Here is a 26,341-nt window from a genome sequence, read left to right on the forward strand (position 1 = left end):
CGCGCCGGGCCGGAGTCGGCGCCGGCGTGCCGCACCCCGGCGCGCCCGCGCGCCGTACCCAGACCGGCGTCCCCGCGCCGGCTCGCCCCGGCGCCCCGCGCCGCCCGACCGAAGAAAGTCGAGGCACCCCCATGACCGCCTCCCCGTCCCCCGGCCGCCGGCTGACCCGGCGGACCCTGGTCCGCACCGCGGGTGCCGCCGCCCTGGCCACCCCCGCCCTCGCCGGCTGCGTCACGAACAGCGGCGGCGGACCCGCCGCCCCGGCACCGACCGGTGCCCGCGACGCCGGCAACCCGCTCGGCGTACCCGACTCGACCCCGCTGGAGGTGGTGATCTTCAAGGGCGGGTACGGCGACCAGTACGCCATCGACGCCGGCACCGTCTACAAGGAACGGCACCCCGGCGCGACCATCGACCACAAGGGAATCCAGAAGGTCGGCGAGGCGCTGCAGCCCCGGTTCGTCGCCGACACCCCGCCGGACGTGGTCGACAACACCGGCGCCGGCCGCCTCGACCTGGCCACCCTGGTCGCCGCCGGCAAGCTCACCGACCTCGCCGAACTGCTCGACGCCCCGACGCTGGACGACCCGGCCCGCACCGTACGGGACACGCTGCTGCCCGGCGTGACCGGGGACGGCACCTTCGACGGCAAGGTCTACGCGCTCAACTTCACCTACACCGTCTGGGGCCTGTGGTACTCGAAGCCGTTGTTCGAGCGGCACGGCTGGACCTGGCCGGCGACGTGGGACGCGATGCTGGCACTGTGCGGGCAGATCAAGGCCGCCGGCCTCGCCCCCTGGACCTACCAGGGCAAGTACCCGGAGTACATCAACGACCCGCTGCTGTCGATGGCGGCCAAGGCCGGCGGCCCCGACCTGCTGAAGGCGGTCGACAACCTCGAACCGGGCGCGTGGAAGCGGCCGGAGCTGGTCGACGCCGCCACCGCCCTGCACGAGCTGGCCGCCAGGGGCTACCTGCTGTCCGGTTCGGAGGCGCTGTCGCACACCGAGGCGCAGGCCGCCTGGTCGCAGTCCAAGGCCGCGATCATCCCCTGCGGGTCGTGGCTGGAGGCCGAACAGAAGGGCGTCACCCCGGACGGCTTCGACATGGTGATGGGCGCGGTGCCCGCGCTCGGCACCGGTGACCGGGTGCCGGCCGCCGGTCTCCAGGCGGCCAGCAGCGAGTCGTTCGTGGTGCCGAGCCGGGCGAAGAACCCGCGTGGCGGGCTGGAATACCTGCGGATCCTGTTCTCGCAACGGTCGGCGCGCCGGTTCGCCGAACTCAACAGCACCCTGCCGACCGTCGCCGGCGCCACCGACGGGTTGACCGTCAGCAGCGGCCTCGCATCGGTGCGGGAGGCGGTCGCCGCCGCCGGCACGCACACCTTCACCTTCCGGTTCCGGACCTGGTACGCGCCGCTGGCCAAGGCGGTCGACGACGCCACCGGCGAACTCGTGACGGGTCGGGCCACCCCGGCGCAGTGGTCGGACCGGATCCAGCGGGCCGCCGACACGCTCGCCCGGGACACCACCGTCACCAAATACACCCGGTAGCCGGCGATGACGGCCATCCGGCACGGTCGCCACCGGTTCCTCGCCGCGGCCATCCTGCCCGGCCTGGCGCTGTACGCGGTCTTCGTGCTGTCGCCGTACGCGCAGGCGTTCTACCTCGCCCTCACCGACTGGTCCGGGGTCTCCGGTCAGGTCGACTACGTGGGGCTGGCCAACTTCCGGCAACTGCTGTCCGACCCGCTCTTCCTGGCCGCGTTGCGCAACAACGCCCTGATGCTGCTGGTGGTGCCGGCGGCGACGATCGCGCTCGGCCTGCTGCTGGCCACCCTGGTCAACTTCGGCGGCCGGGGCGGCAGCACGATGCTGTCGGCGGTGCGCGGCGGCGAGTTCTACAAGACGGCGTACTTCTTCCCGCAACTGCTGTCGTTGCCGATCATCGCCGTGCTCTGGCAGTTCGTATACCACCCCAACGAGGGGCTGCTCAACGGCGTGCTGCGGGCGGTCGGGCTGGACGCGCTGGCGCGTACCTGGCTCGGTGATCCCCGGCTGGCGCTGTGGGCGGTGATGGCGGTGCTCGTCTGGTCGTCGGTCGGGTTCTACATGGTGCTGTTCTCGGCGGCCATGGAGTCGATCCCCCGCGACGTGCTGGAGGCCGCCGTGCTCGACGGCGCCGGACGGCTCGACACCCTGCGCCGGGTGATCCTGCCGCTGGTCCGCGACAACGTACAGGTCGCCTTCGTCTATCTCGGGGTGCTCGCGCTCGACGGCTTCGCCGTCGTACAGATCATGACGGTCGGGCCGGGCGGGCCGGACGGCTCGACCGAGGTGATCGGGCTCGGCCTCTACCGCAACGCGTTCACCTACGGCAAGTTCGGCTACGCCGCCGCGATGGGCGTCGCGCTGTTCCTCCTCACCCTGGCACTGGCCGTGGTCACCATGCGGGCCGGCCGGCGAGAACCCGTGGAGTTGTCATGACGACCACCGTCGACAGGGTGCGGCCGGACCGGTGGACCGGGCCGGCGCCACAGGGGCGGCGGGCCACGCGCGGCGGTGGCGGCGGGCGCGGGGCGCACCTGTTCCTGCTCGCCTGGGCGGCGGTGGTCACCCTGCCGCTGCTGTGGGCGGTGGTCAGCTCGCTGAAGACCGACCGGGAGATCCTGACCAGTCCGTGGAGCCTGCCGGCCACGCCCCGGCTCGACAACTGGTCGCGGGCCTGGAACCAGGCGTCGATCGGCGACTACCTGCTCAACAGCGCGATCGTCGTCGGCGGTGCGCTGGTCCTGACCATGCTGCTCGGCGCCACCATCTCGTACGCCCTGGCCCGCTACCCGTTCCCGGGCAACCGGATCGTCCACCTGGTCTTCGTCGCCGGGCTGCTCTTCCCGGTGTTCCTGGCCCTGGTTCCGCTGTTCTTCGTGGTCAGGCAGCTCGGGCTGCTCGGCACCTACCACGGGCTGATCCTGGTCTACACCGCGTACGCCCTGCCGTTCACGGTCTTCTTCCTGCACTCGTTCTTCCGTACACTGCCGTCCGCCGTCGCCGAGGCCGCCTTCCTCGACGGCTGCTCGCACTGGGGTGTGTTCTTCCGGGTGATGCTGCCGCTGGCCCGCCCAGGGCTGGTCAGCATCGCGATCTTCAACTTCCTGGGGCTGTGGAACCAGTACCTGCTGCCGCTGGTGCTCAACCCCGACCCCGACCGGTACGTGCTCGCGCAGGGCCTGGCCGCGCTGTCGGTCAGCCAGGGCTACCGCAGTGACTGGAGCGGCCTGTTCGCCGGGCTGACCATCGCGATGGTCCCGGTCCTGGCCGCGTACGTGCTCTTCCAGCGCCAGATCCGCACCGGCCTGACCGCCGGCGCGGTCCGCTGATCCCCGGCGCCACCCGGGTGACCGGCCGGAGCCGTCCGGCCACCCGTACCCCTTTTGTCCCACCGTGAGGAGATTCCGATGTCACGGAGACCCACCGTCCGCACGGTCGCCGCCGCGGCCGCCACCCTGCTGACCGCCGGCACGCTCGCCGGGGTCGCGGCCACCGCGACCGCCGGCACCACCCCGGCCGCCGCCCCGGGCACCGCCGCCACCTGCGGCATCCTGTTCGACGACTTCAACTACTCGTCGGCGTCCGACCCGGCGATCGCCGCCCGCAACTGGACCGTCCGCACCAACGCCGGCGGTCCCGGCGTACCCGGCGCCGCCTGGCCCGCGTCGAACATCTCGTTCCCGACCGACGCCGGCCAGAAGGTCCTGCAACTGACCGCGAAGACCGACGGCACCGCCGCCGGCACCAGCCACGCCGAGTTCTTCCACCAGCGCAAGTTCTACGAGGGCACGTACGCCTCGCGGGTGAAGTTCACCGACGCCCCGGTGTCCGGCCCGGACGGCGACCGGCTGGTCGAGACGTTCTTCACCATCACCCCGCTGGACCGGCCGATGGACCCGAACTACGGGGAGATCGACTTCGAGTACCTGCCGAACGGCGGCTGGGGTGAGCAGGGCCCGATCCTCTACCAGACGACGTGGGAGACGTACCAGAACGAGCCGTGGGTGGCCGACAACACGCACACCGCCCAGCGGACCAGCCACGCCGGCTGGCACGACCTGGTCTTCACGGTCAAGGACGGCCGGGTCAAATACTATGTGGACGGTCAACTGGTGGCCGACCACGGCGACCGCTACTACCCCGAGACCCCGATGTCGATCAACTTCAACCTGTGGTTCATCGACCTGAACGGCCGCAGCACCCCGGGCCTGGCCACCTACGTCCAGCAGGTCGACTACCTCTACTTCATCGCCGACCAGGCCATCACCACGGTTGAGGCGAAGAACCGGGTCAACGCCTACCGCACGGCCGGCACCAGCCACGTCGACACGGTCGGCACCGGCGGGCCGTGCCCGACCTCCTCCCCCACCCCGTCGCCCACCGTCTCCCCGACGGTCTCGCCGACGCCGACCCGGACACCGACGAACCCCCCGGTCGGCTGCGCCGGCGTACCGGCCTGGAACTGGGGCACCGTCTACCTCGAGGGCCAGCGGGTACGCCACAACGGCAGGCTGTGGCAGGCGAACTGGTGGACGCAGGGTTCCGAGCCCGGACTGACCGCCCAGTGGCGTGAGATCGGCCGCTGCTGACCCGTACCGCACGACCGGGGCCCTCCGCACCGGCCCGGGCCCTCCGCGCACCGGCGCGGAGGGCCGTCGCCGAAGAGCACCTTGACCTCAAGCTTGGTTTCAGTTTTAGCCTCGAAGCACCTGCTCACGGCGAATCTGAAGGGCCTCCGGAATGACCATGCCTCCCCTGCGCATCTCGGTGATCGTCGGCAGCACCCGCAACGGCCGCTTCGGGCCGATCGTGGCGAACTGGTTCACCGGTCACGCCGCCCGACGTCCCGACCTGCACGTCGAGATCGTGGACCTGGCCGATCCCCAACCGGTGAGCGCGACCCTCGCCGCCGCCGACGGCTTCGTGGTCGTCACCCCCGAGTACAACCACAGCTACCCGGGGCCGCTGAAGGAGGCCATCGACGCGCACTACAAGGAGTGGCACGCCAAGCCGGTCGCGTTCGTGTCGTACGGCGGGATCTCCGGGGGCCTGCGCGCCGTCGAACACCTGCGCGGCGTCTTCGCCGAACTGCACGCGATGACGGTGCGCGACACGGTCAGCTTCCACCGGATCCAGCAGTGCTTCGACCCACAGGGGCAGCCGGTCGACCGGGCCTCGGTCGACGCCGCCGACGTGCTCCTGAACCGGCTCACCTGGTGGGCCAACGCCCTACGCGAAGCCCGCACCCACACCCCGTACCTGGCCTGACCCCGCCCCGGGCCGGGGCCGGCCCTTGGGGCGCGATCAAGGGGAAGTCGTCCCCTCGGGTGCCCGATTTGCGTGACACATCCCCTTGATCGCGGAGGTGGTGCCGGCGGCTGCGGTCGGTGCGACTACGGGTGGGTTCAGGGTAGGTCCAGGCGGACCACCCAGCGGGTACGGCCGCTGGCGCGGGACGCGGTCGGCCGGACCCGCCGGAAGCCGGCCGCCTCGAACAGGCCGAGGGTGCCGAAGTAGGCGAACGTGTTGTCCAGCCGGCCGCCGTCCGGATCGGCCGGATACCCCTCCAACCCGCAGGCCCCCTCGGCACGGGCCCGGTCGACGGCCGCCGCCAGCAGGGTGTGGGCGATCCCCCGACGGCGGTGACCGGGACGGACGAGGAAACACACCACCGACCACACCGGACGATCGTCGATCTTCGGGATCGTCCGCGAGCGGTTGAGCCGTTCCAGGTCGGCGCGGGGTCCGAGCCCGATCCAGCCGACCGGCTCGCCGCCCGCGTACGCGATCAGCCCGGGCGCCGGCCGCCGGCCGGTCAGGTCGCGCAGCAACCGCTCCCGTTCCTCGTCCGAGCCGCGGGAATAGGCGCCCGAGGACATCCGGAAATAGGTGCACCAGCAGTGCTGCTTCGTCTGCCCCGCGCCGAGCAGGGTCGCCACGTCGTCCCACCGATCGGCGGTCGCCGGGTGGACCTCGACCTTCTCGTCCGGCATCAGCCGATGCTACGTCCGGCGGGCGCCCTTCGCAGGTCAGCCGCCCGGCACCCGGGCCGCCGGGCGCTGCGGCGACCGGTGGTCACCGTCGGGTGCGGGAATCAGGTAGCCGCCCCAGACCAGCTCGACGGGCCCTGCCTCGACCGGCCCGGTCCCGCCCGTACCGCGCCATCCGGACTCGTCCGGGGCGCCACCACGGACGGCGGGCCGGTGCACACCGTCCGACCGGACCGGCTCCGGTGGGGCCGCCACCGGAGGCGACCCCGGCGGGACGGCCGGCCGGGGGCGGGCCGGCGAAACGGCCGGGGGTGCCGGGGCGGGAGCCGGTGGCGGGTCGGGGCACGACTGCCGGAGCTGGGCGAGCACCAGTTCCCGGTGGGCGTCGTAGGCGCGTACGAACTCGTCGCCGGTGCCGAGCACCCGGTCGGCGTACCCCCAGAAGGTCCGCTCCGGCAACGCCCGGCCGATCTCGGCGTTCGCCACCGAACTGCGGCTGTAGGCGAGCCGCCGGGCCAGCTCGACCTGGGTGATCCCGATCCACCGGCGGGCGGCGGCGAGCCGCCGGCCCAGCGCCCGGCGGGTGTCGGCGACCGCGTCGTCGGTCGACACGGTCATCGCAGCCCGCCGGGGTTGCGCCACATCGGCCACATCGGTGGCCCGCCGTCGGGCAGGTGGAACGGGGCGGCACAGGGCCGGTAGCCGTGGCGCAGGTAGAGGTCACGGGCGCCGGGGCTGGTCGCGACCAGGTAGGCGGCGACCCCGGCCCGGTCGAGCAGCGTGTTGCGCCAGGCCAGCAGGGCACCGCCGAGGCCGGCCCGTTGCCGGGTGGGCGCCACGCCGAGATAGGCGAGGTAGTGGTGCGGGGTGGTGGGGTGGTGGTCGGCGAACACCGCGTCGAGCCGCCGGAACCGGTCGGCGTACGGGCCGCAGGCGGTGGTGACGACGCGGTCGTAGCCGCTCAGGTCGGGTGGTCCGCCGACGTACGACTGCCAGATCGCGATCGCGCTGTGGTCGTCGGTGGTCAGCACCGCGCCGTGCCGCAGCACCTCGCCGATCAGGCCGGCGCAGAAGCGTTCGTAGACGGCCCGCCGCTCGACGGGGTCGGGGATCAGCCAGACGCCGTCCGGGCCGTCGAGGAAGGCGTCGACGAGGGTGACGGCGAGCGGACCGATGTCCGCGGTGGTGGCGGTCCGCACGGTCACGGCCGTGGGTGGGTGTCGCATCGGTACGGCTCCTCGCTGGGTCGGTCGGGCTCGGGGCGGTTCAGGCGTGGACAGGGCTGGACCGGGACACGCCGGACGGGGTGGCCGGCACGGCGGTGACGCTGTCCGGGCCGAGCCCGATCGCGGCGTACACCCGTGGTCGGGTGGCCCGCAAGATCAGCGCCCAGCCGGCACCGGCCACGGCCGCCACCGCGTATCCGGCGGGGAGTAGCCACCGCAGCGGCGAGTCCCCCGGCAGATCGAGCAACGCGCCGAAGCCGGCCACGGTGACGACCAGGACGGCGGTGAGTGTCACGGCGGCGACCGCCGGTGCGGTGACGCGGCGCCAGGCGGGCTCGCCGCGCCGGTCGCGGGCGAAGTAGCCGAGCACCGCGAAACTGGTGGCGGCCATCAGGACGAGCACGCCGAGCCCGCCGGTGACGCCGCCGGTGAAGAACACGTGGCGGATCGGGTCGAGGCCGGCGCCGGCGAAGGTCCCGAGGGCGGTCGGGGCCAGGCCGCTCTGCAGCAGCGAGCCGTAGACCGGCGCCCCGGTGAGCCGCCCGGTGCGGCCCAGTACGGCGGGCAGCAGGCCCTCACGGGCGAGCGAGAACGCGTACCGGGCGACCATGTTGTGGAAGGCGAGCAGGGCCGCGAACAGACTGGTCAACAGCAGCAGCCGGCCGAGGTCGACGAGGGCCGCCGGCAGGTGCGGTGCGGCGAGGACGAAGAACAGGTCGGCGTCGTGGGCGCGGGCCGCGGCGACGACGTCCGCCGGGCCGGCGGCGACCGTCATCGCCCAGGTGGACAGGGCGTACAGGCCGGCGATGAGGCCGAGCGCGAGGTAGGTGGCCAGGGCCACGGTGCGGCGCGGGTCGCGGACCTCCTCGGCGAAGACGACGGTGGCCTCGTATCCGACGAATCCGGCGAGGCCACCGACCAGGATCGCGACCGCGGCGGGGTCGGCGAGCCGGGCCGGGGACAGCGCGGTGAGGGTGACGCCGCCGGCGGCCGGGTGGGCGAGCATGACGATGTCGAAGACCACCACCACGGCGAGTTCGAGCAGCAGCAGCGTGGCGAGGACGCGGCCGTTGACCCGGACGGACCGCAGCCCGAGTACGGCGACGAGGATCCAGCCGGCGGCGGCGCACAGCCACCACGGCAGGTACCAGCCCCGGGTGGCGGCGAGATCGGCGGCGACGGCACCGAACGCGCCGTACAGGCTGATCTGCAGGCAGTTGTAGCCGAGCTGGGTGACCAGTGCGGCGCCGACGCCGGGGACCCGGCCGAGGCCGAGGGTGACGTAGGCGTAGAAGCCACCGGCCTGCCGGACGTGCCGGGCCATGGCGACGTAGCCGGCGGAGAAGACGGCGAGCAGCACGCCGACGGTCAGGTAGACGACCGGCACCCCGACGAAGCCGGTGACCGCGAACCCGGTGCCGGCCGAGCCGGCGACCACGGTCAGTGGGGCGGCGGCGGCCAGTACGAACGCGGTCACGGCCGGTACGCCGAGCCGGTTGCGGGCCAGGGCCTGGGTGACCGGGCTGTGCGGGGCTGCCCTCGTCGGCATGTGTGCTCCAGGGGTGGAAGGGTCAGATGCGGTACGCGGCCACCGAGCGGCCGATCGCCGCGTGGGTGAGGCGGGCCAGTTCGGCCATCGGCGGCCAGCCGTGGTCGAGCAGTGCGCGCAGGTTGTCGCGGGCCCGGGCGGGGGCGCCGTCGAGGACCTGGCGGTCGAGGCCGGTGGCCCAGGCCAGCGCGGCCAGGCCCTGGTCGGCGGGGGCGAGCGGGCGGGCGCCGCGCAGCGCCATCGCGAGCCGGGCGGACGGCCAGCCGGCGGTGGTCGGTTCGACCGGCACCCACATGACGGTCCGGGACATGCGGAACCGGGACGTCTCCCGCCGGAGGTGGCCGGCCCGGTGCAGCCGGCCGGCGACCCGGTCCACGACGGCGACCGACAGGTATGCCAGCCAGTTGCCGACCGGGTGGGCGCCGCGTTCGGCGGCGAGCTGGTCGAGGACGGTGTGGGTGAGGCCGTCGGCGGGTGGTTCGGTGCTGACGACGTACACGTCGCCGTGGTGGACGGTGATCCGGCCGGTGTAGAGCAGTTCGGCCAGCAGGGCCGAGGCCAGTCCGTAGGTGGTGGCCCGGGGGTGCAGCAGGGGCCGGCCGAGCAGGTGATGGTGGGCCAGCCGGAAGAGGTCGTCGGCGAGCGGGTGGCGTACGTCGTCGGTTTCCCGGCCGGCCGGGTGCCGGGCAGCCCGGGGCGGCCGGGCGTCGGAGCTTCCCATCGTTCCCCCGTCGAGGTCGCCGGTCGCGCACGGTGCGTCCACCCTGTCCGTTGGCGGGCGTGGGCGGCAGACCGAAGAAGTAGGCGATCCAGGGGGTGTTTCGTTGGTGCCCGGGCGCCACGGCACGGCGCCGGGGTCGCGCTGCTGGCCGGACTGCTCGGCCTGACCGGCGGTGCCTGGTGGATGCTGCACACGTTCTACGAGCAGGACCGGACCTACCTGGCCGGCGTCCAGGTGGTCGACGGCGCGCTGCCGGCGGTGACGGCACGGGCGCCGTACCAGGTGGGGGTGGCGCAGGCCCGGCCGAACCTCGGTGACACCACCGGCGAGATCGCCGGCACCAGCTACCTGCCGGGCGAGGACCGGTTCGCGACCCTGGTGAACCGGCGCGGCTGGCTCGCCGGCTACGAGGTGGCGTTCACCCAGCAGATCCCGTTGCAGGGGCGGGGCGCGACCGACCAGAAGTGCCAGTTCGACCGGGACCGGGCCGCGCGCCGGGTCGCGGGATGGTTCGGTCACAACCTCGGCCGGCAGATCTCCTCGGAGCGCCGGTGGGTGCCCGTCCTATCCGCTGAGCATCGCCGGTTGGCAACGCGAGTCGACCGGGGCGATGGGTTCGTTCGCCGACTGGTTCTTCGGGCGGGTCGGTTGGCAGGTCCCCGACGACCAGGCCAATGCCGGCAACGACTCCGAGTTCACCCTGGCGACGGTGGCCGACCGGCGGCCGGTCTACGTGACCCCGATGACCGGGCGGGGTTCGGCGACCGCGATCTCGGTGGTGTCGGTGGTGCCGGCGCGGCACTCCGGGCTGGGGCTGGCACCGGTCACGGTGCACCGGCTCGATCCGGTGTGGGTGTCGCCGGGCGCGATCGTCGACCGGATCAAGGCCGACTACCAGGACATTCCGAACTGGGTGAACATCAACGTCTACGAGGTGGTGCCGACCGGCGGCGACGGTTGGGCGGCCACCCTGGGCACCGGGCAGAACATCCTCTACCGGGCGTCCGGCACCGGTGACCTCTCCGGGGAGCGGGCGACGTGCCTGCAGCGGGCGGACGGTTCGGAGATCCGCTGCGGCAGTGCCGCCGACCGGGACGGCCGCGGGCCCGGTGGCGCGTACGGCGACGCCGGTGCCCCGGGTGGCGGGGCGCCGTCGGGTGATCTCGGCGGGCTGACCGACGCCGAACTCGCCGACCTGCACCGGCGGGTCGCCGACGAGGTCGCCTGCCGGCTGGCGGCGACCTGCCCGCGGAACTGAGGTCCGGGCCCGCGCCGGTGGCGGGGGCCCGGACCGGAGGCGTCAGCCCCGGGTGACGTACCAGGGGTCGGGTTGCAGGGACCAGGTCGACGACGGGCAGGACACGGACGAGGTCTGGCCCACCGGGACGAAGGGTCCGCTGCGTACGGTCTCGTCGCCCCAGACGCTGACGCAGTGGATCACCACGCGGACCTCGCCGGTCCCGCCGGTGCAGGACGCGTAGCCGGTCCCCAGGTTGGCGTACGTGCTGCAGCCGGTGGGCGCCGCCTGGGCCGCCGCGGCGGGTAGCACCGCGGCGGCGGCCGACAGCAGTGCGACGGTGGCGATTCTGGTCAGTACCGTGCTTGCTCTCATCGTGGCACCTTTCTTCAGAAGGATATTCACCTTAGGAAGAAAATGACCATGAGACAAGCACGAACTTCGATGGCTACCGTGGCGGTCGCGGCTCCTCCTCCGCCCCCTCCTGCGGCGGCGTCTTCGTCACGCGCAGCGCGCCCGGATGGGCCTTGGCCGACGGGTCACGCCGGGTCTTGACCAGGCTGGCGATGGTCGTGACGGCGAGGACCACCACGATGACGCCGAGCGAGAACACGGTCTCGATCTGCGGCACCCAGTCCCAGACGGTGTGCCCCCAGTGCAGCACCAGCTTCACGCCGATGAAGGCCAGCACCACCGACAGCCCGGTGGAGAGGTAGACCAGCCGGTCGAGCAGGCCCTTGACCAGGAAGAACAGCGCCCGCAGGCCGAGCAGCGCGAAGGCGTTGGCGGTGAAGACGATGTACGCCTGCTCGGTCACCCCGAAGACCGCCGGGATGGAGTCGAGGGCGAAGAGCAGGTCGGAGCTGCCGATGGCGATCAGCACGATGAACAGCGGGGTGACCATCCGCCGGCCCTGGTGCCGTACGGTCAGCCGGCCGCCGACGTAGTCGGTGGTCACCGGCAGCACCCGGCGGGTCAGCTTGACCAGGCCATTCTCCTGCACGTCGGGGTCCTCGTCCCGGTGCCGGAAGAGCTGGATCGCGGTCCAGATCAACAGCAGCCCGAAGAGCAGGAACATGAACGTGAAGAGGTTCAGCAGGGTGGCGCCGACCACGATGAAGATCGCCCGCAGGATCAGCGCCATGATGATGCCGAAGGTCAGCACCTTGTGCTGGTGCTCGGCCGGCACGGCGAACGTGGTCATGATGATGACGAAGACGAAGAGGTTGTCGACCGACAGGCTCTTCTCGACCAGGTAACCGGCGAAGTACTCGACGCCGAAGTCGGTGCCGGCCTGGCTCATGAACACCAGGCCGAAGACGATCGCGACGGCGATGTAGAACACCGACCAGGCGGTCGCCTCGCGGAACCCGACCGCGTGCGGTTTCGCCGCGGCGACCGCCAGGTCGAGGGCGAGCAGCCCCACGATCACGCCGATCGTGAGCAGCCACACCCCGGTACTGATCTCAAGCATCTGGCCTACCTCCCGCGACGCGCACTACCCCGGTTGGGCGGACGCCATGCCGAAAGGCGACATCACTCGCAAAGTTGATCACCAAACCCACGGTACGTGCTCAAGCTGGGAATTCCTCGTGGCACGACGGTGGGCACCATATCCGGACAAGCAGGCTTGAGTCCGGTTATCTCTCGTGAAACCCCTCGCACCGTCAGAAGAGGCACGCCGGCCGATCCGGCCCGGCGCCCGGCTCGGCGGGCGCCGGACCCGACGGGTGTACGGGGGTTCAGGCGGCGAGCGAGCCGCCCCAGTTGTCGGTGGCGAGGTGGCCCGCGGCGTCGTGGAAGACCCGGTGTTCGAGGGTGCCGTTGTTGGTCCGGTAGAACACGTGGTGGCCGCCGCCGGTGGTCAGGCCGGCCGGGTCGCCGGCGACCACGCCCCGGGCGCCCCAGTCGTCGCTGCTCGGGTTGATGCCCGGCCACCAGAACCAGTGCGCCAGGTCGCCGTTGGCCCGCCGGCCGAAGATGTGCTGCTGGTCGCGGTGGACGAACGCGTGCGGGTTGCCGGCGAAGGTGCCACCGGCCCACACCCCGCCGTTGAGGGTGCCGGACGGGTCGTCGAAGAAGCGGTGCTGCAGCGCACCGCCGGTGTTGCGGTAGAAGATGTGGTGCTGGGTCGGGGTGGAGAACCCGGTGACGTCGGAGGCGATGCCCGAGGTGATGCCCCAGTTGTCGCTGCTCGGGTTGATGCCGGGCCACCAGAACCAGTGGACGAGGCCGCCGGCGGCGTTGCGGGCGAAGATGTGCTGCTGGTCCTTGTGCACGAACGCGTACGGGTTGCCGACGAACGGTCCCCCGGCCCACACCCCGCCGCTGACCTGGCCGCTGACCAGGTCGAAGAACTTGTGCTCCAGCAGCCCGTCGGGGTTGCGGTAGAAGACGTGCTGCTGGTTGCCGTACGCGAAGCCGGTGGGGTTGGACATCACCCGGCCGACGGCGCCCCAGTTGTCGCGTCCCGGCGCCCCGCCGCCGCTCTGCCACCAGTGTCGCAGCGTGTTGTCGGTGCCGCGGGCGAAGACGTGCTGCTGCCCGTTGTGTACGTAGCCGACCGGCTTGCCGGTCAGTGCGGCGCCGCCCCACTCCGGCCGGATGATGCCGGTCGACGGCGACCAGGAGAGGTTGACCAGCGCCCCGCCGGTGCCGACCGCGACGAAGTGCTGCTGGTCGCCGTAGAGGTAGGCCTGGCCGGCGACCGGGGCGGCGCCACCGCCGGCCATCCGCGCGGCGACGTCGGCGCGCATCGTGTCGAGGTTGATGAACGAAGGGTCGATCTTCCCGGTGGTGCTCGTCTCCCGGTGGCCGCGGGCGTGGCTGGCGTCGCGCCCGAGCCGGCGCAGTACGGCGGCGGTGGCCGCGACCGAGGCGTTGTACTGCGCGGGGGTCATCTGCTGGTTGACCCCGTTGTAGTCGATCTCCCAGCCGATCATGAGGGTGTTGCCGTCGCCGGCCGGGATGGGGCCGCTGCCCCGGCTCGCACCGGCGTGGTTGGCCCGGCCGGCGGAGATCAGGTGGAAGACGCCGTGGTGGTCGACCAGCGCGTGGCACAGCGGGCCGGCGAGGTCGGGCCGGCCGTTGATGCAGATGTTGAGCGCCGGGTGCGGGTTGGTGGGGCTGGAGGTGGCGGCGGTGTGGTGCCACAGCACCCCGATCGGGTCGAAGGCGCCGGGGCGCATCCGGGCCCGCCAGTCGCCGTGTTCGACGACCTGGACGCCGGCCCCGCGCAGCACGTCGGCGAGCCAGGGGACGGTGGCCATCAGGCTGTCTCGATCAGGTCGGCGACGCACTCCACGGCGCGGGGGCGGGCCTGCGCCGGCCGGCCGGTCAGGCCGACGGCGGCGGCGGTCGCGGCGATCAGGGCCGACGCGCCGAGCAGGATGCGGCGCGGCAGCCGGATGGTGCGGGCAGTGTCCATGGTGCTCCTTCAGGTGGGCACGCTGCCGCCCGCACGGCCGGCTGTCCGGCACACCGGCGGGATCCCCGCACGCCGCCGACCACCGCCGCGTCGTCGCGGCACCCGGAGCCGGGTTGGCCGGGCGAAAATATCCTCCAATGATGTTGGTCAATTAGACAAGTACCTGCATGGGTGTACTTCGATCGAGGTCAGGAGCTGTAGCCGAACTCGGCGATCCGCTCCGCGGTCCGCAGGTAGGCGGCCGGATCGGCGGCCGGCTCCGTGCCCAGGCCGTCGACGTAGCGGTTGAACATGCAGAACGCCGCCGCGATCAGCACCGTGTCGTGGATCTCCAGGTCGGTCGCGCCCTCCGCGCGAGCCGCCGCCACCAGGTCGGCGGTCACCTTCCGGCCGCTCTCCTGCACCGCGCCGGCGATGCGCAGCAGCGCCCGCAGCTTCTCGCTGACCGGCGCCGAGTCCAGGTCGGCGCGGACCTGGTCGACCAGGGCCATCCCCTCGTCGAGTTGCACCGCGGCGAACGCCGAGTGCGAGGAGCAGCAGAACTCGCACTCGTTGAGCCCGGAGACGTACGCCGCGATCAGCTCCCGCTCCCCCGGGGTCAACGGGTGCTCGCCGCGCAGCAGCACGTTCACGAGATCGTTGAGGGGCTTCGCGGTCTCCGGGCGGTATCGCATCGGTCCGCTGATCCCGGGGTAGCTCCGCTCGTCCACGCCAAGGTCGATGTGTGCCACACGCACCCTCCCGGTCCGGCCCCCGCGAACGGGCGTGACCGACACGCCCGGGCCGATCCGGTACGGCCACGAGGAGCCACCATCGATCATCCACGATGGAGTCTCGCGCGTCACGCCTTGACTTTCCGGCCCGCCGGAACCAGCCGCCGCCGCCGGCCGACCACCAGTGCACACACAGTTTGGAGAAACGATGGCGCGCATCCCCGTACCCACCCGGCGGCCGGGACCGGCGAGCCGGCTGGGCACCGGTATCGCCGTACTCGCCCTGCTGGCCGTCGCCGCCTGCGGCACCGACGACGCGACGGCCGGCGACCCCGAACCGTCGGCCACGCCCACGGCGGCGGCCGCGCTGACCGTGCGCGATCCCTGGGTCAAGGTCGCCGACAGCGGCATGACCTCGGCCTTCGCCACACTGGTCAACGAGTCGGCCACGCCGGTGACCGTGACCGGCGCCACCTCGCCGGTCTCGCCGATGGAACTGCACGAGATGGCGATGCGGGACGGCGAGATGGTCATGCGGGCCAAGCCGGACGGGTTCACCGTGCCGGCCGGCGGCAGTCACGTCCTCGAACCCGGCGGCGACCACCTGATGCTGATGGCGCTCGGCCGGCCGGTCCGCGCCGGCGACGAGGTCGACATCACCCTCACCCTGGCCGACGGCCGGACGGTCGCGTTCACCGCCCTGGCCAAGCCGTTCGCCGGGGCGCAGGAGAGTTACGACCCCGGCCACGGCGGCACCCCGAGCCCCAGCGGGCACGCCGGCTAGATGGGCACCTTCTCCGCGCCGGTCAGCCGGCGGCACCTGCTCGCCGGCGGCGCCTCGCCGCCGGCTGGCGCGGTGGCCGGCGCCACCGTCACCGCCGCCGCCCGCGGCGCACCGGCACCCGCCCCGCCGCTTCCCGCCGACCCCGGTACGGCCGTCGAGCCGTTCCACGGCCCGCACCAGGCGGGGGTCGCCACCAGCCCGCAGGCACACGCCAGCTTCCTCGCGTTCGACCTGCACCCGGGCACCGACCGGGCGGCGCTCGGCCGGCTCATGCGGCTGCTGACCGACGACGCCGTACGGCTCACCCAGGGCCGGCCGGCGCTGGCCGACACCGAGCCCGAACTCGCCGTCCTCCCGGCCCGGCTGACCGTCACCTTCGGGTTCGGGCCGGGGCTGTTCCGGGCGGCCGGGCTCGACGGGCTGCGGCCGCCGTCGGTCGCCCCGCTGCCGGCGTACCCGATCGACCGGCTGGAGGACCGCTGGTCCGGCGGCGACCTGCTGATCCAGCTCTGCGCCGACGACCCGGTCACGGTCGCGCACGCCCAGCGGATGCTGGTCAAGGACACCCGCGCCTTCGGCACGCCGCGCTGGACCCAGCTCGGCTTCCGCCGCGGGCACGGCGTCGAACCGGCCGGCCGTACCCAACGCAACCTGCTCGGCCAGCTCGACGGCACCACCAACCCGGCGCCCGGCGACGCCGGGTTCGACCGGGCGGTCTGGGCGACCGACGGGCCGGACTGGTTCCGTGGCGGCACCACCGTGGTGATCCGCCGGATCCGGCTGGAGCTGGAGACCTGGGACCTGCTCGGGCGCGCCGACAAGGAGTTCGCGGTCGGGCGCCGGCTCGACACCGGTGCCCCGCTGACCGGTACGGCCGAGCACGACGCACCCGACTTCACCGCCACCGACCCGACCGGCTTCACCGTCATCCCGGAGTTCTCGCACGTCGCACGGGCACACGTGGCCGACGAGGGGACGCGGATGCTGCGCCGGCCGTACAACTACGACGGGCAACCCGACGCCGCTGGCCAGGCCGACAGCGGTATGATATTTGCCGCATACCAGGCGGATGTCGCGCGGCAGTTTCTTCCCGTGCAGCAGCGGCTCGCCGAGTCGGACCTGCTCAACGAGTGGACCACCCCGATCGGGTCGGCGGTCTTCGCGATCCCGCCGGGCTGCGACGAAGGCGGCTGGATCGGCCGGCAACTGCTCGGCTGAAGCCGTGAATGGAGTTCCGATGACCACCCACCCGTACCGCGGGCCGCGCCGCACCGTGCTGGCGCGCGTCCTCGCCGCGCTGGCCGCGACCGCCCTGGCCGTGATCGCCACCGCCGCGCTGCCGGCCGCGCCCGCGTGGGCGCACAACCAGCTCACGACGGCCGAGCCGGCGCCGCAGAGCACGCTCGACACCTCGCCGGAACAGGTCGTGCTGGAGTTCGTCGAGCCGCTCAACCCGCGGTACACCGCGATCGTGGTGACCGACGCCGCCGGTATGACCGTGTCCGACGGCCAGCCGGAGATCACCGGCAACCGGGGCGCGGTCACGTTCGCCGCGCCGCTGGCCGGCGGCGCCTACACGGTCGCGTACCGGGTCGTCTCGCTCGACGGACACCCCGTGCAGGGGTCGTACCCGTTCACCGTCGCCGGCCCGGAACCGGCCGCCGACGCGACCGACGCCGTCTCGGCGCCGGCGACGGACGCCCCGGTCGACGCGGCGTCGGTCGTCGACGACGGCGGCGGTTCCGGCACCCTCCTCGCGCTGGCCGGCGCCGGGCTGGCCCTCGTCGTCGCCGTGGTGGCGGCGGGCGTCTGGCGGGCGCGGCGGGCCCGTCCGTGACCACCGAGCTCGCCCCGCCCCGACCGGAGGTCGCCGCGCCACCGGCCGGCGGGCGGCGCTGGCCGACCGTGCTGGCCGGCGGGGCGGCGGCCCTGGCCGCGCTGCTGATCCTGCTGCGGTACGGCGGTGCGGTCGTCGACGAGGCACTGCCGGGGCTGCCGTACCCCGGCCCGCTGACCGCCTGGGGACTGCCGGTCGCCCGGCTCGGCACACAGGTCTCGGCCGTCGCCACGATCGGCCTGCTGCTCGCCGCCGTCGTGCTGTCCCCCCGCTCCGACGGCGGGCTGTCCGCGATCGGCTACCGGCGGCTGCGGCTGGCCGGCTGGACCGCGCTGGCCTGGTGCCTGTGCACGGTCGCCGGTCTCTGCTTCACCCTGTCCGACCTGCTCGGGCAGCCCGTGTCCCGGGCGGTGTCGACGACCTCGCTGTTCAACTTCGCCACCTCGGTCGACCTCGGCAAGGCGCTCGCCGTCTCGGCCGCGCTGGCCGGCACCGTCTTCGTGCTCGGCCGGACCAGCCTGCGACCGGCCGGCGCCGCCGTCGCGCTGGCCGTCGCAGTACTCGCCGTGGTGCCGCCGGTCTTCACCGGGCACGCCGCCGCGGCCAGCGATCACCAGCTCGCGGTCTCCGCCCTGCTGCTGCACGTGGTGCCGGTCACCCTGTGGGCCGGCGGGCTGCTCGCCCTCGCCCTGTCCGGCCGGTCCCGGTCGGCGGACCTGCCGGTCGCCGTACGCCGCTTCTCGCCGCTGGCCGCCTGGTGCGTCACCGCCGTCGCACTGTCCGGCCTGCTCTCCGCCGGGGTACGCCTCGCCGGACCCGGTGACCTCTTCGGCACCCGGTACGGGCAGATCGTCGTGCTCAAGACGCTGCTGCTGCTCGGCCTCGTCGCCGCCGGCTGGTGGCAGCGCCGGGCGGCGCTGCCCGCGCTGCGGCGCGGCGACCGGCGGACCTTCGCCCGGGTCGCGCTCGTCGAGGTGCTGCTCTTCGGCGCGGCGATGGGCGCCGCGGTCGCGCTCGGCCGCACCCCCGCCCCGACCGGCGACGTGCCGGAGGAGGACCTCGCCACCGCCCTGCTCGGCTTCCCGATGCCGCCCGAGATGACCGCCGGCCGGCTGGTCGGCCAGTGGCTGCCCGACCCGCTCTTCATCACCTTCGCCGCTGCCGCCGCCGGCCTCTACGTCGCCGGGGTGTGGCGGCTGCACCGCCGCGGCGACGCCTGGCCGGCGGCCCGCACGGCCGCGTTCCTCGCCGGCTGCGCGGTGATCGTCGCGGCCACCTCCAGCGGGCTCGCCCGCTACGCCCCGGTGCTGTTCTCCATGCACATGACCCAGCACCTGCTGCTGACCATGGTCGCCCCGATCCTGCTGGTGCTGGCCGGCCCGGTCACCCTCGCGCTGCGGGCCCTGCCCCCGTCGGCCGACCCGGCGTGGCCCGGCCCCCGCGAGTGGCTGGTGTCGGTGATGCACTCCCGGTGGGCGGTGACCGTGTCACATCCGCTGGTCGCCCTGCCGATCTACGTCTTCAGCATGTACGTCATGTACTTCACCGGCCTGTTCGACCTGGCGCTGCGCTCGCACGCCATGCACCTGTTCATGGTCGGGCACTTCCTCGCGGCCGGCTATCTCTTCTTCTGGATCGCGATCGGCGTCGACCCCACTCCCCGGCCCCGCCCGACCCCTCCCCTGCGGATGCTGCTGGTGCTGATCAGCATGGTGCTGCACGCCTTCCTCGGCGTCGCGATCATGCAGTCGACCACGCTGCTGGCCCCGGAGTGGTTCACCGCACTGCCCCGGCCGTGGGGGCCGTCACCGCTCGACGACCAGCACACCGCCGGCGGCATCGCGTGGTCGTTCGGCGAGGTGCCGGCGCTGCTGGTCATCCTGGCCCTGCTGCGGCAGTGGATCCGCGCCGACGAACGGGAACAGCGCCGCGTCGACCGGGCCGCCGACCGGGCCGAGGCCGAAGGGGTCGACGACGCGCACGCCGCCTACAACCGGATGCTGGCCGAACTGGCCCGCCGGTCCGGGCGCGACCCCGACCGCCCGGCCTGACGTACGACCGTCAGGCCTGCGGTGCCGCCGTCCAGAAGGTGACGGCCGGGCCGTCCGCGATCTCGACCTGGATCGCACGGCCGGGGTAGCGCTGGGCCAGGACCGCCCGCCAGCAGGCCGCGATGTCCCGGGCGAGGGTCGGCAGCGCATCCTCGTACGACGTCAGGTCGCAGTCGGCGAGTGGCGCCTCGGGCGGGCGTCCGGTCAGGCGGCGCGGCGGGTGTCGGCGGTGACCTGGGCGGACGAGACCGAACGTACGATCCGCAGGCCGGGTGCCGGTTCGGCCGGCTCGGCGACGTCGTCGAAGGTGGCCCGCCAGCGGCCACGGTCCGGGCGGCGCACCGGTGGCGTGGCCGGGTCCGGCAGCACCCGCGACAGGGCCAGCACGACGAGGAAGCCGAGCACGATCAGGCTGTGGCTGAGCACCCGGGTGAACTCGACCCGGCCGCCGATCAGGTCGTCGGTGGTGAGCAGGGTCAGTACGACCACGAACGCGGTCAGGGTGGGCAGGATGCCGGTGGGCCGTACCCGGCGCAGGGCGATCCACGCGAACCCGGCGCCCAGGGCGACGTTCCAGGCCGCCGACTCGTGCCACAGGTGGTTGGCCCCTTCGACGCCGGTTACGCCGTGCAGGTGGCCGGTCGCGGTGAGCCCGCCGATCTGGGCGGCCCCGAGCAGGAACTGGGCCAGCCCGAGCACGCCGAGCACGACCCGCAGCGGCACCGCCGCCGGCCGGCCCGCCCGGGCCAGCAGGTGTCCGAGGGCGGCGCGCGCCGTACGGCGCGCCGGCAGGGCGGCCAGCACCGCGTCGTCGACCTGGAACGTGACCGGCACCGTGCTGGTACGGGTCAGCCGTGTCACCAATGCCGCATTGTCGTACCATTCCCGACACTGCGGACAAATGTCCAAATGTGCGTCAGCTGCCCCCCGCTCGACCGGACCGTCCTCGCCATCCAGGCCGGCTGACAGCGCCTCGCGACACTCATCGCACCCCATCACCCCATAGTCGGACGGCACCGCACGCCGGTTCCATCCGGGGTACACCTGTCCGGAGCGCGGATCAGGGGGCTAGCCTTTCCCCATGCAGACGCCGGACAGCGACGACGAGATCACCCGATGGGCGCTGGCCGCCGGCCGCGGTGACCGGGCCGCCGCGTCGTCGTTCATCCAGGCCACCCAGCAACAGGTGATCCGTTTCCTGGGCCACCTCACCGACGCCTCCGAGGCCGAGGACCTGGCGCAGGAGACCTATCTGCGGGCCATGAGGTCGCTGCCCCGTTTCGCCGGCCGGTCGTCGGCGAAGACCTGGCTGCTGGCGATCGCCCGCCGGGTCGCCGTCGACCACGTCCGGGCGGTCACCGTACGGCCGCGCGTCGCCGCCCTGGAGAACTGGGAGCACGCCGCCGAGGCGACCCTGGCCCGCAGCGCCCCGCACCGGTTCGAGGACGAGATCGTGCTGCGTGACCTGCTCGACGCGCTGCCCGCCGACCGGCGCGAGGCGTTCGTCGCCACCCAGGTCGCCGGGCTGAGCTACGCCGAGGCGGCCGAGGTCTGCGGCTGCCCGGTCGGGACGATCAGGTCGCGGGTCGCCCGGGCCCGGGAAGACCTCGTCACCCTGGTCCAGGAGCGCCGCCGCGACGGCCGCCACCTGCGCGCCTCCGGCTAGCCGTCGCCGGCCGCACCCGGGGGCGCGACCGGCGACGGCTGGCTAGAAGTCGTCGTCGAAGGTGACGGCGCCGGTCACCCCGACCTGATACGCCGACACCCGCCGCTCGAAGAAGTTCGACAGCTCCTGCACGTCCTGCAACTCCATGAACGCGAACGGGTTCGACGAGCCGTAGAGCGGGGCGATGTCGAGCTGGGCCAGCCGCCGGTCGGCGACGTGCTGGAGATACTCGCGCATGTCCGGCAGCGACAGCCCGGACACCCCGCCGTCGAGGAGATCCTCGGCGAACTGCACCTCGCACTCGACCGCCTCGGCGAGCATCCGCCGGACCTGTTCGGCGAGGTCGTCGTCGAACAGATCGGGTTCCTCGCGGCGTACGGTCTCGACCACGTCGAACGCGAACGCCATGTGCATCGACTCGTCGCGGAACACCCAGTTGGTGCCGGAGGCCAGGCCGTTGAGCAGGCCGCGCGAGCGCAGGAAGTAGACGTACGCGAAGGCGCCGTAGAAGAACAGGCCCTCGATGCAGGCGGCGAAGCAGATCAGGTTGAGCAGGAACGCCCGCCGGTCCTCCCGGGTCCGCAGCTCACGCAGCTCGAAGATCGAGTCGATCCAGCGGAAGCAGAACTCGGCCTTGCGCCGGATCGACGGGATGTTCTCGATGGCGGCGAACGCGGCGAACCGCTCCTCGTCGTCGGGCACGTACGTGTCGAGCAGGTTCAGGTAGAACTGGACGTGCACCGCCTCCTCGAATAGCTGCCGGGACAGGTAGAGCCGGCCCTCCGGGGAGTTGACGTGCTGGTAGAGGTTGATCACCAGGTTGTTGGCGACGATCGTGTCGCCGGTGGCGAAGAACGCGACGAGCCGGCTCACCAGGTGCCGTTCGGCCGGCGACAGCTTGGCCAGGTCGGCGAGGTCGGAGTGCAGGTCGACCTCCTCGACGGTCCAGGTGTTCTTGATCGCGTCGCGGTACCGGTCGAAGAAGTGCGGGTAGCGCATCGGTCGCAGGGTCAGGTCCATGCCCGGGTCGAGCAGCATCGGGGTACGGGTTTCGGTGGTCACTGGCAGGCCTCGCAGGACTCGGGGTTCTCCAGGGAGCAGGCGAGCGCCTCGTCGACGGGCGGCACGATCACGGCCGGCGCCGGGATGGCGGCGTCCGGGCGGGTGACCGCGACGGTCGCCTGCTGGATCCGGGTCGCCGGTCGCGACCGCAGGTAGTACGTCGTCTTCAGCCCGGACTTCCAGGCGTAGAGGTACATCGAGCTGAGCTTGCCGATGCTGGGTGCGCTCATGAACAGGTTCAGTGACTGACTCTGGTCGATGTACGGCGACCGCTCGGCGGCGAGGTCGATCAGCGCCCGCTGCGGCAGCTCCCAGGCGGTGCGGAAGAGTTCGCGGACGTCCCCGGGCAGTTCGGCGATGCCCTGCACGGAGCCCTCGGCGCGGCGGATCGCCGCCCGGACCGGCTCGGTCCACAGCCCCCGGGCCTTCAGCTCACCGACGAGCGCGGTGTTGATCTGGAGGAACTCGCCGGACAGCGTCTCGCGCTTGAACAGGTTGGAGACCTGCGGCTCGACGCACTCGTAGCAGCCGGCGATCGAGGCGATGGTGGCCGTCGGGGCGATCGCGACGAGCAGCGAGTTGCGCAGGCCGTAGCGGGAGACGCGCTCGCGAAGCGCGGCCCAGCGGTCGGTCTGGGTCGGGGTGACCCCCCACAGGTCGGGCTGGAGGTCGCCGCGGGCGGCGCGGGTCTGGCCGTACGCCGGGTGCGGGCCGGCGCGCTCGGCGAGGTCGGCGGAGGTCTCCAGGGCGGTCAGGTAGATCTCCTCGGCGATCCGGGTGGACAGTTCCCGGGCGGCGGGCGCGTCGAACGGCAGCCGGAGCGCGAAGAAGACGTCCTGCAGGCCCATGACGCCGAGGCCGACCGGGCGCCAGCGGGGGTTGCTCGCCGCCGCCGCCGGGCTCGGGTAGTAGTTGATGTCGATGACCCGGTCGAGGAAGGTGACCGCGGTGCGTACGGTGGCGCGCAGCTTCGGCCAGTCCATGTCGTCGCCGGCGACGTGGGCGGCCAGGTTGACCGAGCCGAGGTTGCACACGGCGGTCTCGGTGTCGCTGGAGACCTCGATGATCTCGGTGCACAGGTTGGACAGGTGCACCACGTTGCCGGGTTCGGCGGTCTGGTTGCACAGCCGGTTGGCGGCGTCCTTGAAGGTCATCCAGCCGTTGCCGGTCTGGGCGAGGGTGCGCATCATCCGGCCGTACAGGTCGCGGGCCTTGACCTGGCGCACGTGGCGGCCGTCGGCCTCGGCGGCGCGGTAGGCGGCGTCGAACTCCTCGCCCCACAGGTCGGGCAGTTCCGGTACCTCGTCGGGGTCGAAGAGCGACCAGACCCCGTCGGCCTCGACCCGGCGCATGAACTCGTCGGGGATCCAGTTGGCGAGGTTCAGGTTGTGGGTACGGCGGGCGTCCTCGCCGGTGTTGTCGCGCAGCTCGAGGAACTCCTCGATGTCGGGGTGCCACGGTTCGAGGTAGACGCAGGCGGCGCCCTTGCGTCGGCCACCCTGGTTGACCGCGGCGACCGAGGCGTCCAGGGTACGCAGGAACGGGACGATGCCGTTGGACTTGCCGTTGGTGCCCCGGATCAGCGCTCCCCGCGAGCGGACCCGGGACCACGAGATGCCGATCCCGCCGGCGAACTTCGACAGGTGCGCGACCTGGGCGTAGCGCTCGTAGATGGAGCCGAGTTCGTCGCGCGGCGAGTCGACGAGATAGCACGACGACATCTGGGTGTGCCGGGTGCCGGAGTTGAACAGCGTCGGCGAGCTGGGCAGGTAGGCCAGCGACGACATCAGCCGGTAGAAGGCGATCGCCTCGGCCGGGTTGGTGGACAGTCCGCAGGCGACCCGCAGCAGCCAGTACTGCGGGGTCTCCACGACCAGCCGGCTGGTCGGGTGCCGCAGCAGGTAGCGGTCGTAGACGGTGCGCAGTCCGAAGTACTCGAACCGCAGGTGCCCGTCGGGGTCGATGGCGTCGTCGAGCTTGCGGGCGTTGATCCGGACGAACTCGGCGGTCTCGTCGCCGATCAGCCCCTCGGCGTGGCCGAGCCGGATCGCCTGGCTGAACGAGGCGATGCCCTGGCCGCGTACCTCCTTGTCGACGTAGGCGCCGAGCAGCCGGGCGGCGAGACGCGAGTACTGCGGTTCCTCGCCGATCATCTCGGCGGCGATCTGGATCGACAGCCGGTCGAGTTCGGCGGTGGTGGCGCCGTCGTACAGGCCGCTGATCGTCCTGGTCGCGACCCGCAGCGGGTCGACGTCGGCGAGGTCGTCGGCCCACCGGTCGACGGCCCGGACGATCTTGTTGACGTCGACCGGCTCGGTCGAGCCGTTACGTTTGCGCACCTGCATCTGGGTCCGCCTGGCAGCGGGCGCTCCGGCGTCCGCCGGTGCCGGGGCGACCTCGGTGACCGTCACAACACTCTCCTCGCGACTTCGGTCCAGGGGTCCGGATGGCGGCGCGCGGACGACACCGACGGCCCCGCCGGGCCGGCGAGGATCACGATGGCGTCGGCCGTCCCGCGCGGCCTCGGACCACCGCGCACGGGCGTGCGCGGTGTGCTGGCAGGTCTTCGGACTCGTGGGCCGGCGCGGAGTCTCCGCGTTCGCCTACCGGCCGTCGCTTCCCAGGCGGCCCGGCTCGTGGCCGGGTGGCGCCCAGTGCTTCTGACGGCTGTCGTTCCCACTCACCGCTGCGGGGCAGTCCCGGACTCGCACCGGGTTCCCTCTTGCCTCGACCGCCCCGGACGGGCGGCCGAACCAGCTACGGGGGACACCATATATAGGGGACCCGCAAAAGTCACACCCAACATCTAGGCGCGGCGTGTCGCGTGAGACACGAAACGACCGAGCCGGGGGGCGCCCCGGAACCGACCGCGGTGCGGTACGGTCCACGCGTGCGCGCAGGATGGCGACGCGGGTCCGAACCCCCGCCCCCGACCGAGGCCCCACGCCGGTCCGGCATCGTGTCGCCGGCGGGCGCCGTGTCGCTGGCCGGCATCGTGGCCGCCGCCGCGGCAGCGGTCGGCTGGGCGGTCGGGCTGGCGGTGTTGCAGCCGCTCACCGAGCCGAGCGGCCCGGACGCGTACGCGGAGAACAACACCTACTGGGTGCGCGACCTGCGCTTCATGGCCATCGTCGCGGTCATACTCGGGCTGGTCCTGGCCGCTCGTGGGGATCGGCGGGCCACCCGGACCGGTGTCACCGCCGGCCTGCTCTGGATCGGCGCCGACGTGGCGCTGGACCGCTCCGACCTGGCCGGCTGGCCGGCGGCCACCGCGCTGGCGGTGCTCGGTTGCCTGGCCGTGGGCACGGTCGCGGCGACCGGGCGACGGTCCCGCCGTCCCGACCGCCGGGCGCTGGTCGTCGCCGCCGCGGTCGGCGTGGCCCTGACACCGCTGGCGGCGCTCATCGAATCCCCGACCGACACCGAGCCGGCGCTCACGCCGGCCGCGCTCACGGTCAGCGGGACACTGCTCGTGCTGACGGTCGGTTCGGCGCTCGCCGCCGGTGTCCTGACGGCACCGGCCGGTGTCGGCACCGTGGCGGCCGACCGGGCCATCCCGAACCACCTGCTCCGCCGGCTGGCGCCGGCCACGGCCGTGCTGGCGCTCGGCGCGGCCGGTGCGGCCTGGATCCGGCTGGTCGAGCCGTACGAGCGGCTGGGTCCGTCGCTGCTGCTCGGGGTGGTGCTGCTGGCCGGGCTCTCGCTGCTGTCCGCGCGCTGGCCCGCCGGCCGGCCCGCGTGGGACGCGCAGGGCGCGACGATCATCCTCCTGGCCATCGGCTATCCGGTGCTGACGATGTTCTGGCTGTTCCTGCTGATGTTCGGTACGCCGATCGCGACCCTGCCGACCGCGCTCGCCGGCAGTGTCCCGGTCAACTCGGCCGACACCGACTCGCTGTACGCGGCCGTCGGGTCGGCGACCGGGCTGACGATCGGGGTGCTGCTGGTGGCGGCCGACCGTGCCCCGTACGCCACCCGCGACGCGGCCGCGCTGCCCGACGGCTCCTGAAACCACCCCGCCCGGCGCC

General features: G+C 73.0%; 26 protein-coding genes and 1 riboswitch. Of the genes, 12 read left to right on the forward strand and 14 right to left on the reverse strand.

Translation table 11 applies throughout. The features are described 5' to 3' along the window. The first annotated feature begins 131 nt into the window (after window positions 1-131). The 5 genes from ngcE (at window position 132) to QCD66_RS19855 (ending at window position 5,318) form a co-directional block, all read left to right on the forward strand. The gene (ngcE, locus tag QCD66_RS19835; protein WP_375736663.1) at window positions 132-1,553 is read left to right on the forward strand and encodes an N-acetylglucosamine/diacetylchitobiose ABC transporter substrate-binding protein; all 1,422 of its coding nucleotides are present in this window, start codon (window positions 132-134) and stop codon (window positions 1,551-1,553) included. A gap of 6 nt (window positions 1,554-1,559) precedes the next feature. Then, a complete protein-coding gene (locus QCD66_RS19840) occupies window positions 1,560-2,486 on the forward strand; it encodes a sugar ABC transporter permease (protein ID WP_364206532.1) in 927 nt (308 codons plus the stop codon). Beyond that, window positions 2,483-3,379 (forward strand): carbohydrate ABC transporter permease, encoded by an 897-nt coding sequence (locus tag QCD66_RS19845; RefSeq protein ID WP_364206534.1) that lies wholly within the window; start codon window positions 2,483-2,485, stop codon window positions 3,377-3,379. The genes QCD66_RS19840 and QCD66_RS19845 overlap by 4 nt, the downstream gene beginning before the upstream one ends. Before the next feature lie 78 nt (window positions 3,380-3,457). Then, window positions 3,458-4,639: a carbohydrate-binding protein gene (locus tag QCD66_RS19850; protein ID WP_375736664.1), complete on the forward strand. Its 1,182-nt coding sequence runs from the start codon at window positions 3,458-3,460 to the stop codon at window positions 4,637-4,639. 151 nt (window positions 4,640-4,790) lie between these two features. Next, window positions 4,791-5,318 (forward strand): NAD(P)H-dependent oxidoreductase, encoded by a 528-nt coding sequence (locus QCD66_RS19855; protein WP_357540203.1) that lies wholly within the window; start codon window positions 4,791-4,793, stop codon window positions 5,316-5,318. Between the two features lie 137 nt (window positions 5,319-5,455). On the opposite strand, the gene QCD66_RS19860 is transcribed toward QCD66_RS19855, so the two are convergent. The 6 genes from QCD66_RS19860 to QCD66_RS19885 form a co-directional block, all read right to left on the reverse strand. Further along, on the reverse strand, window positions 5,456-6,043 hold the full coding sequence (locus QCD66_RS19860; RefSeq protein WP_375736665.1) for a GNAT family N-acetyltransferase: 588 nt from the start codon (window positions 6,041-6,043) through the stop codon (window positions 5,456-5,458). Window positions 6,044-6,079: 36 nt separating this feature from the next. Further along, window positions 6,080-6,658 (reverse strand): helix-turn-helix domain-containing protein, encoded by a 579-nt coding sequence (locus QCD66_RS19865; protein WP_375736666.1) that lies wholly within the window; start codon window positions 6,656-6,658, stop codon window positions 6,080-6,082. Beyond that, window positions 6,655-7,266: a GNAT family N-acetyltransferase gene (locus QCD66_RS19870; RefSeq protein ID WP_357540197.1), complete on the reverse strand. Its 612-nt coding sequence runs from the start codon at window positions 7,264-7,266 to the stop codon at window positions 6,655-6,657. Before QCD66_RS19870 ends, QCD66_RS19865 begins: the two co-directional genes overlap by 4 nt. Before the next feature lie 40 nt (window positions 7,267-7,306). Then, window positions 7,307-8,815 carry an APC family permease gene (locus tag QCD66_RS19875; protein ID WP_375736667.1) on the reverse strand — a complete coding sequence of 503 codons (1,509 nt, stop codon included), beginning with the start codon at window positions 8,813-8,815 and terminating at the stop codon, window positions 7,307-7,309. A gap of 22 nt (window positions 8,816-8,837) precedes the next feature. After that, the gene (locus tag QCD66_RS19880) at window positions 8,838-9,536 is read right to left on the reverse strand and encodes a GPP34 family phosphoprotein (protein WP_357540193.1); all 699 of its coding nucleotides are present in this window, start codon (window positions 9,534-9,536) and stop codon (window positions 8,838-8,840) included. 215 nt (window positions 9,537-9,751) lie between these two features. Beyond that, window positions 9,752-9,877, reverse strand: coding sequence for a hypothetical protein (locus tag QCD66_RS19885; RefSeq protein WP_375736668.1), 126 nt, complete (start codon window positions 9,875-9,877; stop codon window positions 9,752-9,754). Window positions 9,878-10,146: 269 nt separating this feature from the next. Here QCD66_RS19885 and QCD66_RS19890 point away from each other — a divergent pair, with 269 nt between their 5' ends. Beyond that, complete coding sequence (locus tag QCD66_RS19890; protein ID WP_375736669.1) at window positions 10,147-10,794, forward strand: hypothetical protein; 648 nt, start codon at window positions 10,147-10,149, stop codon at window positions 10,792-10,794. 42 nt (window positions 10,795-10,836) lie between these two features. On the opposite strand, the gene QCD66_RS19895 is transcribed toward QCD66_RS19890, so the two are convergent. From QCD66_RS19895 to QCD66_RS19915, 5 genes are all read right to left on the reverse strand, one after another. Next, window positions 10,837-11,148: a hypothetical protein gene (locus tag QCD66_RS19895; protein ID WP_364206548.1), complete on the reverse strand. Its 312-nt coding sequence runs from the start codon at window positions 11,146-11,148 to the stop codon at window positions 10,837-10,839. Window positions 11,149-11,221: 73 nt separating this feature from the next. Then, window positions 11,222-12,247 carry a TerC/Alx family metal homeostasis membrane protein gene (locus QCD66_RS19900; RefSeq protein ID WP_364206550.1) on the reverse strand — a complete coding sequence of 342 codons (1,026 nt, stop codon included), beginning with the start codon at window positions 12,245-12,247 and terminating at the stop codon, window positions 11,222-11,224. 268 nt (window positions 12,248-12,515) lie between these two features. Then, entirely contained in the window at window positions 12,516-14,042 is a 1,527-nt protein-coding gene (locus tag QCD66_RS19905; protein ID WP_364206552.1) for an N-acetylmuramoyl-L-alanine amidase, read from the reverse strand. Beyond that, entirely contained in the window at window positions 14,042-14,200 is a 159-nt protein-coding gene (locus QCD66_RS19910) for a hypothetical protein (protein ID WP_375736671.1), read from the reverse strand. The genes QCD66_RS19905 and QCD66_RS19910 overlap by 1 nt, the downstream gene beginning before the upstream one ends. Before the next feature lie 188 nt (window positions 14,201-14,388). Then, the gene (locus QCD66_RS19915; RefSeq protein ID WP_357540178.1) at window positions 14,389-14,931 is read right to left on the reverse strand and encodes a carboxymuconolactone decarboxylase family protein; all 543 of its coding nucleotides are present in this window, start codon (window positions 14,929-14,931) and stop codon (window positions 14,389-14,391) included. A 190-nt stretch (window positions 14,932-15,121) separates the two neighbouring features. Between QCD66_RS19915 and QCD66_RS19920 the strand changes: the two genes are divergently transcribed. Genes QCD66_RS19920 through QCD66_RS19935 form a run of 4 tightly spaced genes read left to right on the forward strand, consistent with a single transcriptional unit; the run spans window position 15,122 to window position 19,585 of the window. Continuing rightward, complete coding sequence (locus QCD66_RS19920; protein WP_375736672.1) at window positions 15,122-15,697, forward strand: copper chaperone PCu(A)C; 576 nt, start codon at window positions 15,122-15,124, stop codon at window positions 15,695-15,697. After that, complete coding sequence (locus QCD66_RS19925) at window positions 15,698-16,915, forward strand: Dyp-type peroxidase (protein WP_407566721.1); 1,218 nt, start codon at window positions 15,698-15,700, stop codon at window positions 16,913-16,915. It abuts the gene before it with no gap. A 19-nt stretch (window positions 16,916-16,934) separates the two neighbouring features. Then, the gene (locus QCD66_RS19930; protein WP_364206560.1) at window positions 16,935-17,534 is read left to right on the forward strand and encodes a copper resistance CopC family protein; all 600 of its coding nucleotides are present in this window, start codon (window positions 16,935-16,937) and stop codon (window positions 17,532-17,534) included. After that, on the forward strand, window positions 17,531-19,585 hold the full coding sequence (locus tag QCD66_RS19935) for a cytochrome c oxidase assembly protein (RefSeq protein WP_407566722.1): 2,055 nt from the start codon (window positions 17,531-17,533) through the stop codon (window positions 19,583-19,585). The genes QCD66_RS19930 and QCD66_RS19935 overlap by 4 nt, the downstream gene beginning before the upstream one ends. Before the next feature lie 204 nt (window positions 19,586-19,789). Here the strand turns inward: QCD66_RS19935 and QCD66_RS19940 are convergent, their stop codons facing one another. After that, a complete protein-coding gene (locus QCD66_RS19940; RefSeq protein ID WP_375735808.1) occupies window positions 19,790-20,581 on the reverse strand; it encodes a zf-HC2 domain-containing protein in 792 nt (263 codons plus the stop codon). Between the two features lie 85 nt (window positions 20,582-20,666). Between QCD66_RS19940 and QCD66_RS19945 the strand changes: the two genes are divergently transcribed. Beyond that, window positions 20,667-21,251 carry a sigma-70 family RNA polymerase sigma factor gene (locus QCD66_RS19945; protein ID WP_364206562.1) on the forward strand — a complete coding sequence of 195 codons (585 nt, stop codon included), beginning with the start codon at window positions 20,667-20,669 and terminating at the stop codon, window positions 21,249-21,251. Window positions 21,252-21,293: 42 nt separating this feature from the next. On the opposite strand, the gene QCD66_RS19950 is transcribed toward QCD66_RS19945, so the two are convergent. Then, window positions 21,294-22,289 (reverse strand): ribonucleotide-diphosphate reductase subunit beta, encoded by a 996-nt coding sequence (locus QCD66_RS19950; protein WP_375735807.1) that lies wholly within the window; start codon window positions 22,287-22,289, stop codon window positions 21,294-21,296. Window positions 22,290-22,309: 20 nt separating this feature from the next. Continuing rightward, on the reverse strand, window positions 22,310-24,724 hold the full coding sequence (locus QCD66_RS19955; RefSeq protein WP_375735806.1) for a ribonucleoside-diphosphate reductase subunit alpha: 2,415 nt from the start codon (window positions 24,722-24,724) through the stop codon (window positions 22,310-22,312). A 128-nt stretch (window positions 24,725-24,852) separates the two neighbouring features. Beyond that, window positions 24,853-25,086, reverse strand: a riboswitch (cobalamin riboswitch). A gap of 117 nt (window positions 25,087-25,203) precedes the next feature. Between QCD66_RS19955 and QCD66_RS19960 the strand changes: the two genes are divergently transcribed. Beyond that, complete coding sequence (locus QCD66_RS19960; RefSeq protein WP_375735805.1) at window positions 25,204-26,322, forward strand: hypothetical protein; 1,119 nt, start codon at window positions 25,204-25,206, stop codon at window positions 26,320-26,322. Window positions 26,323-26,341: the final 19 nt, after the last annotated feature.

The organism is Polymorphospora sp. A560, from assembly GCF_045781765.1.
Classification (GTDB): domain Bacteria; phylum Actinomycetota; class Actinomycetes; order Mycobacteriales; family Micromonosporaceae; genus Polymorphospora; species Polymorphospora lycopeni.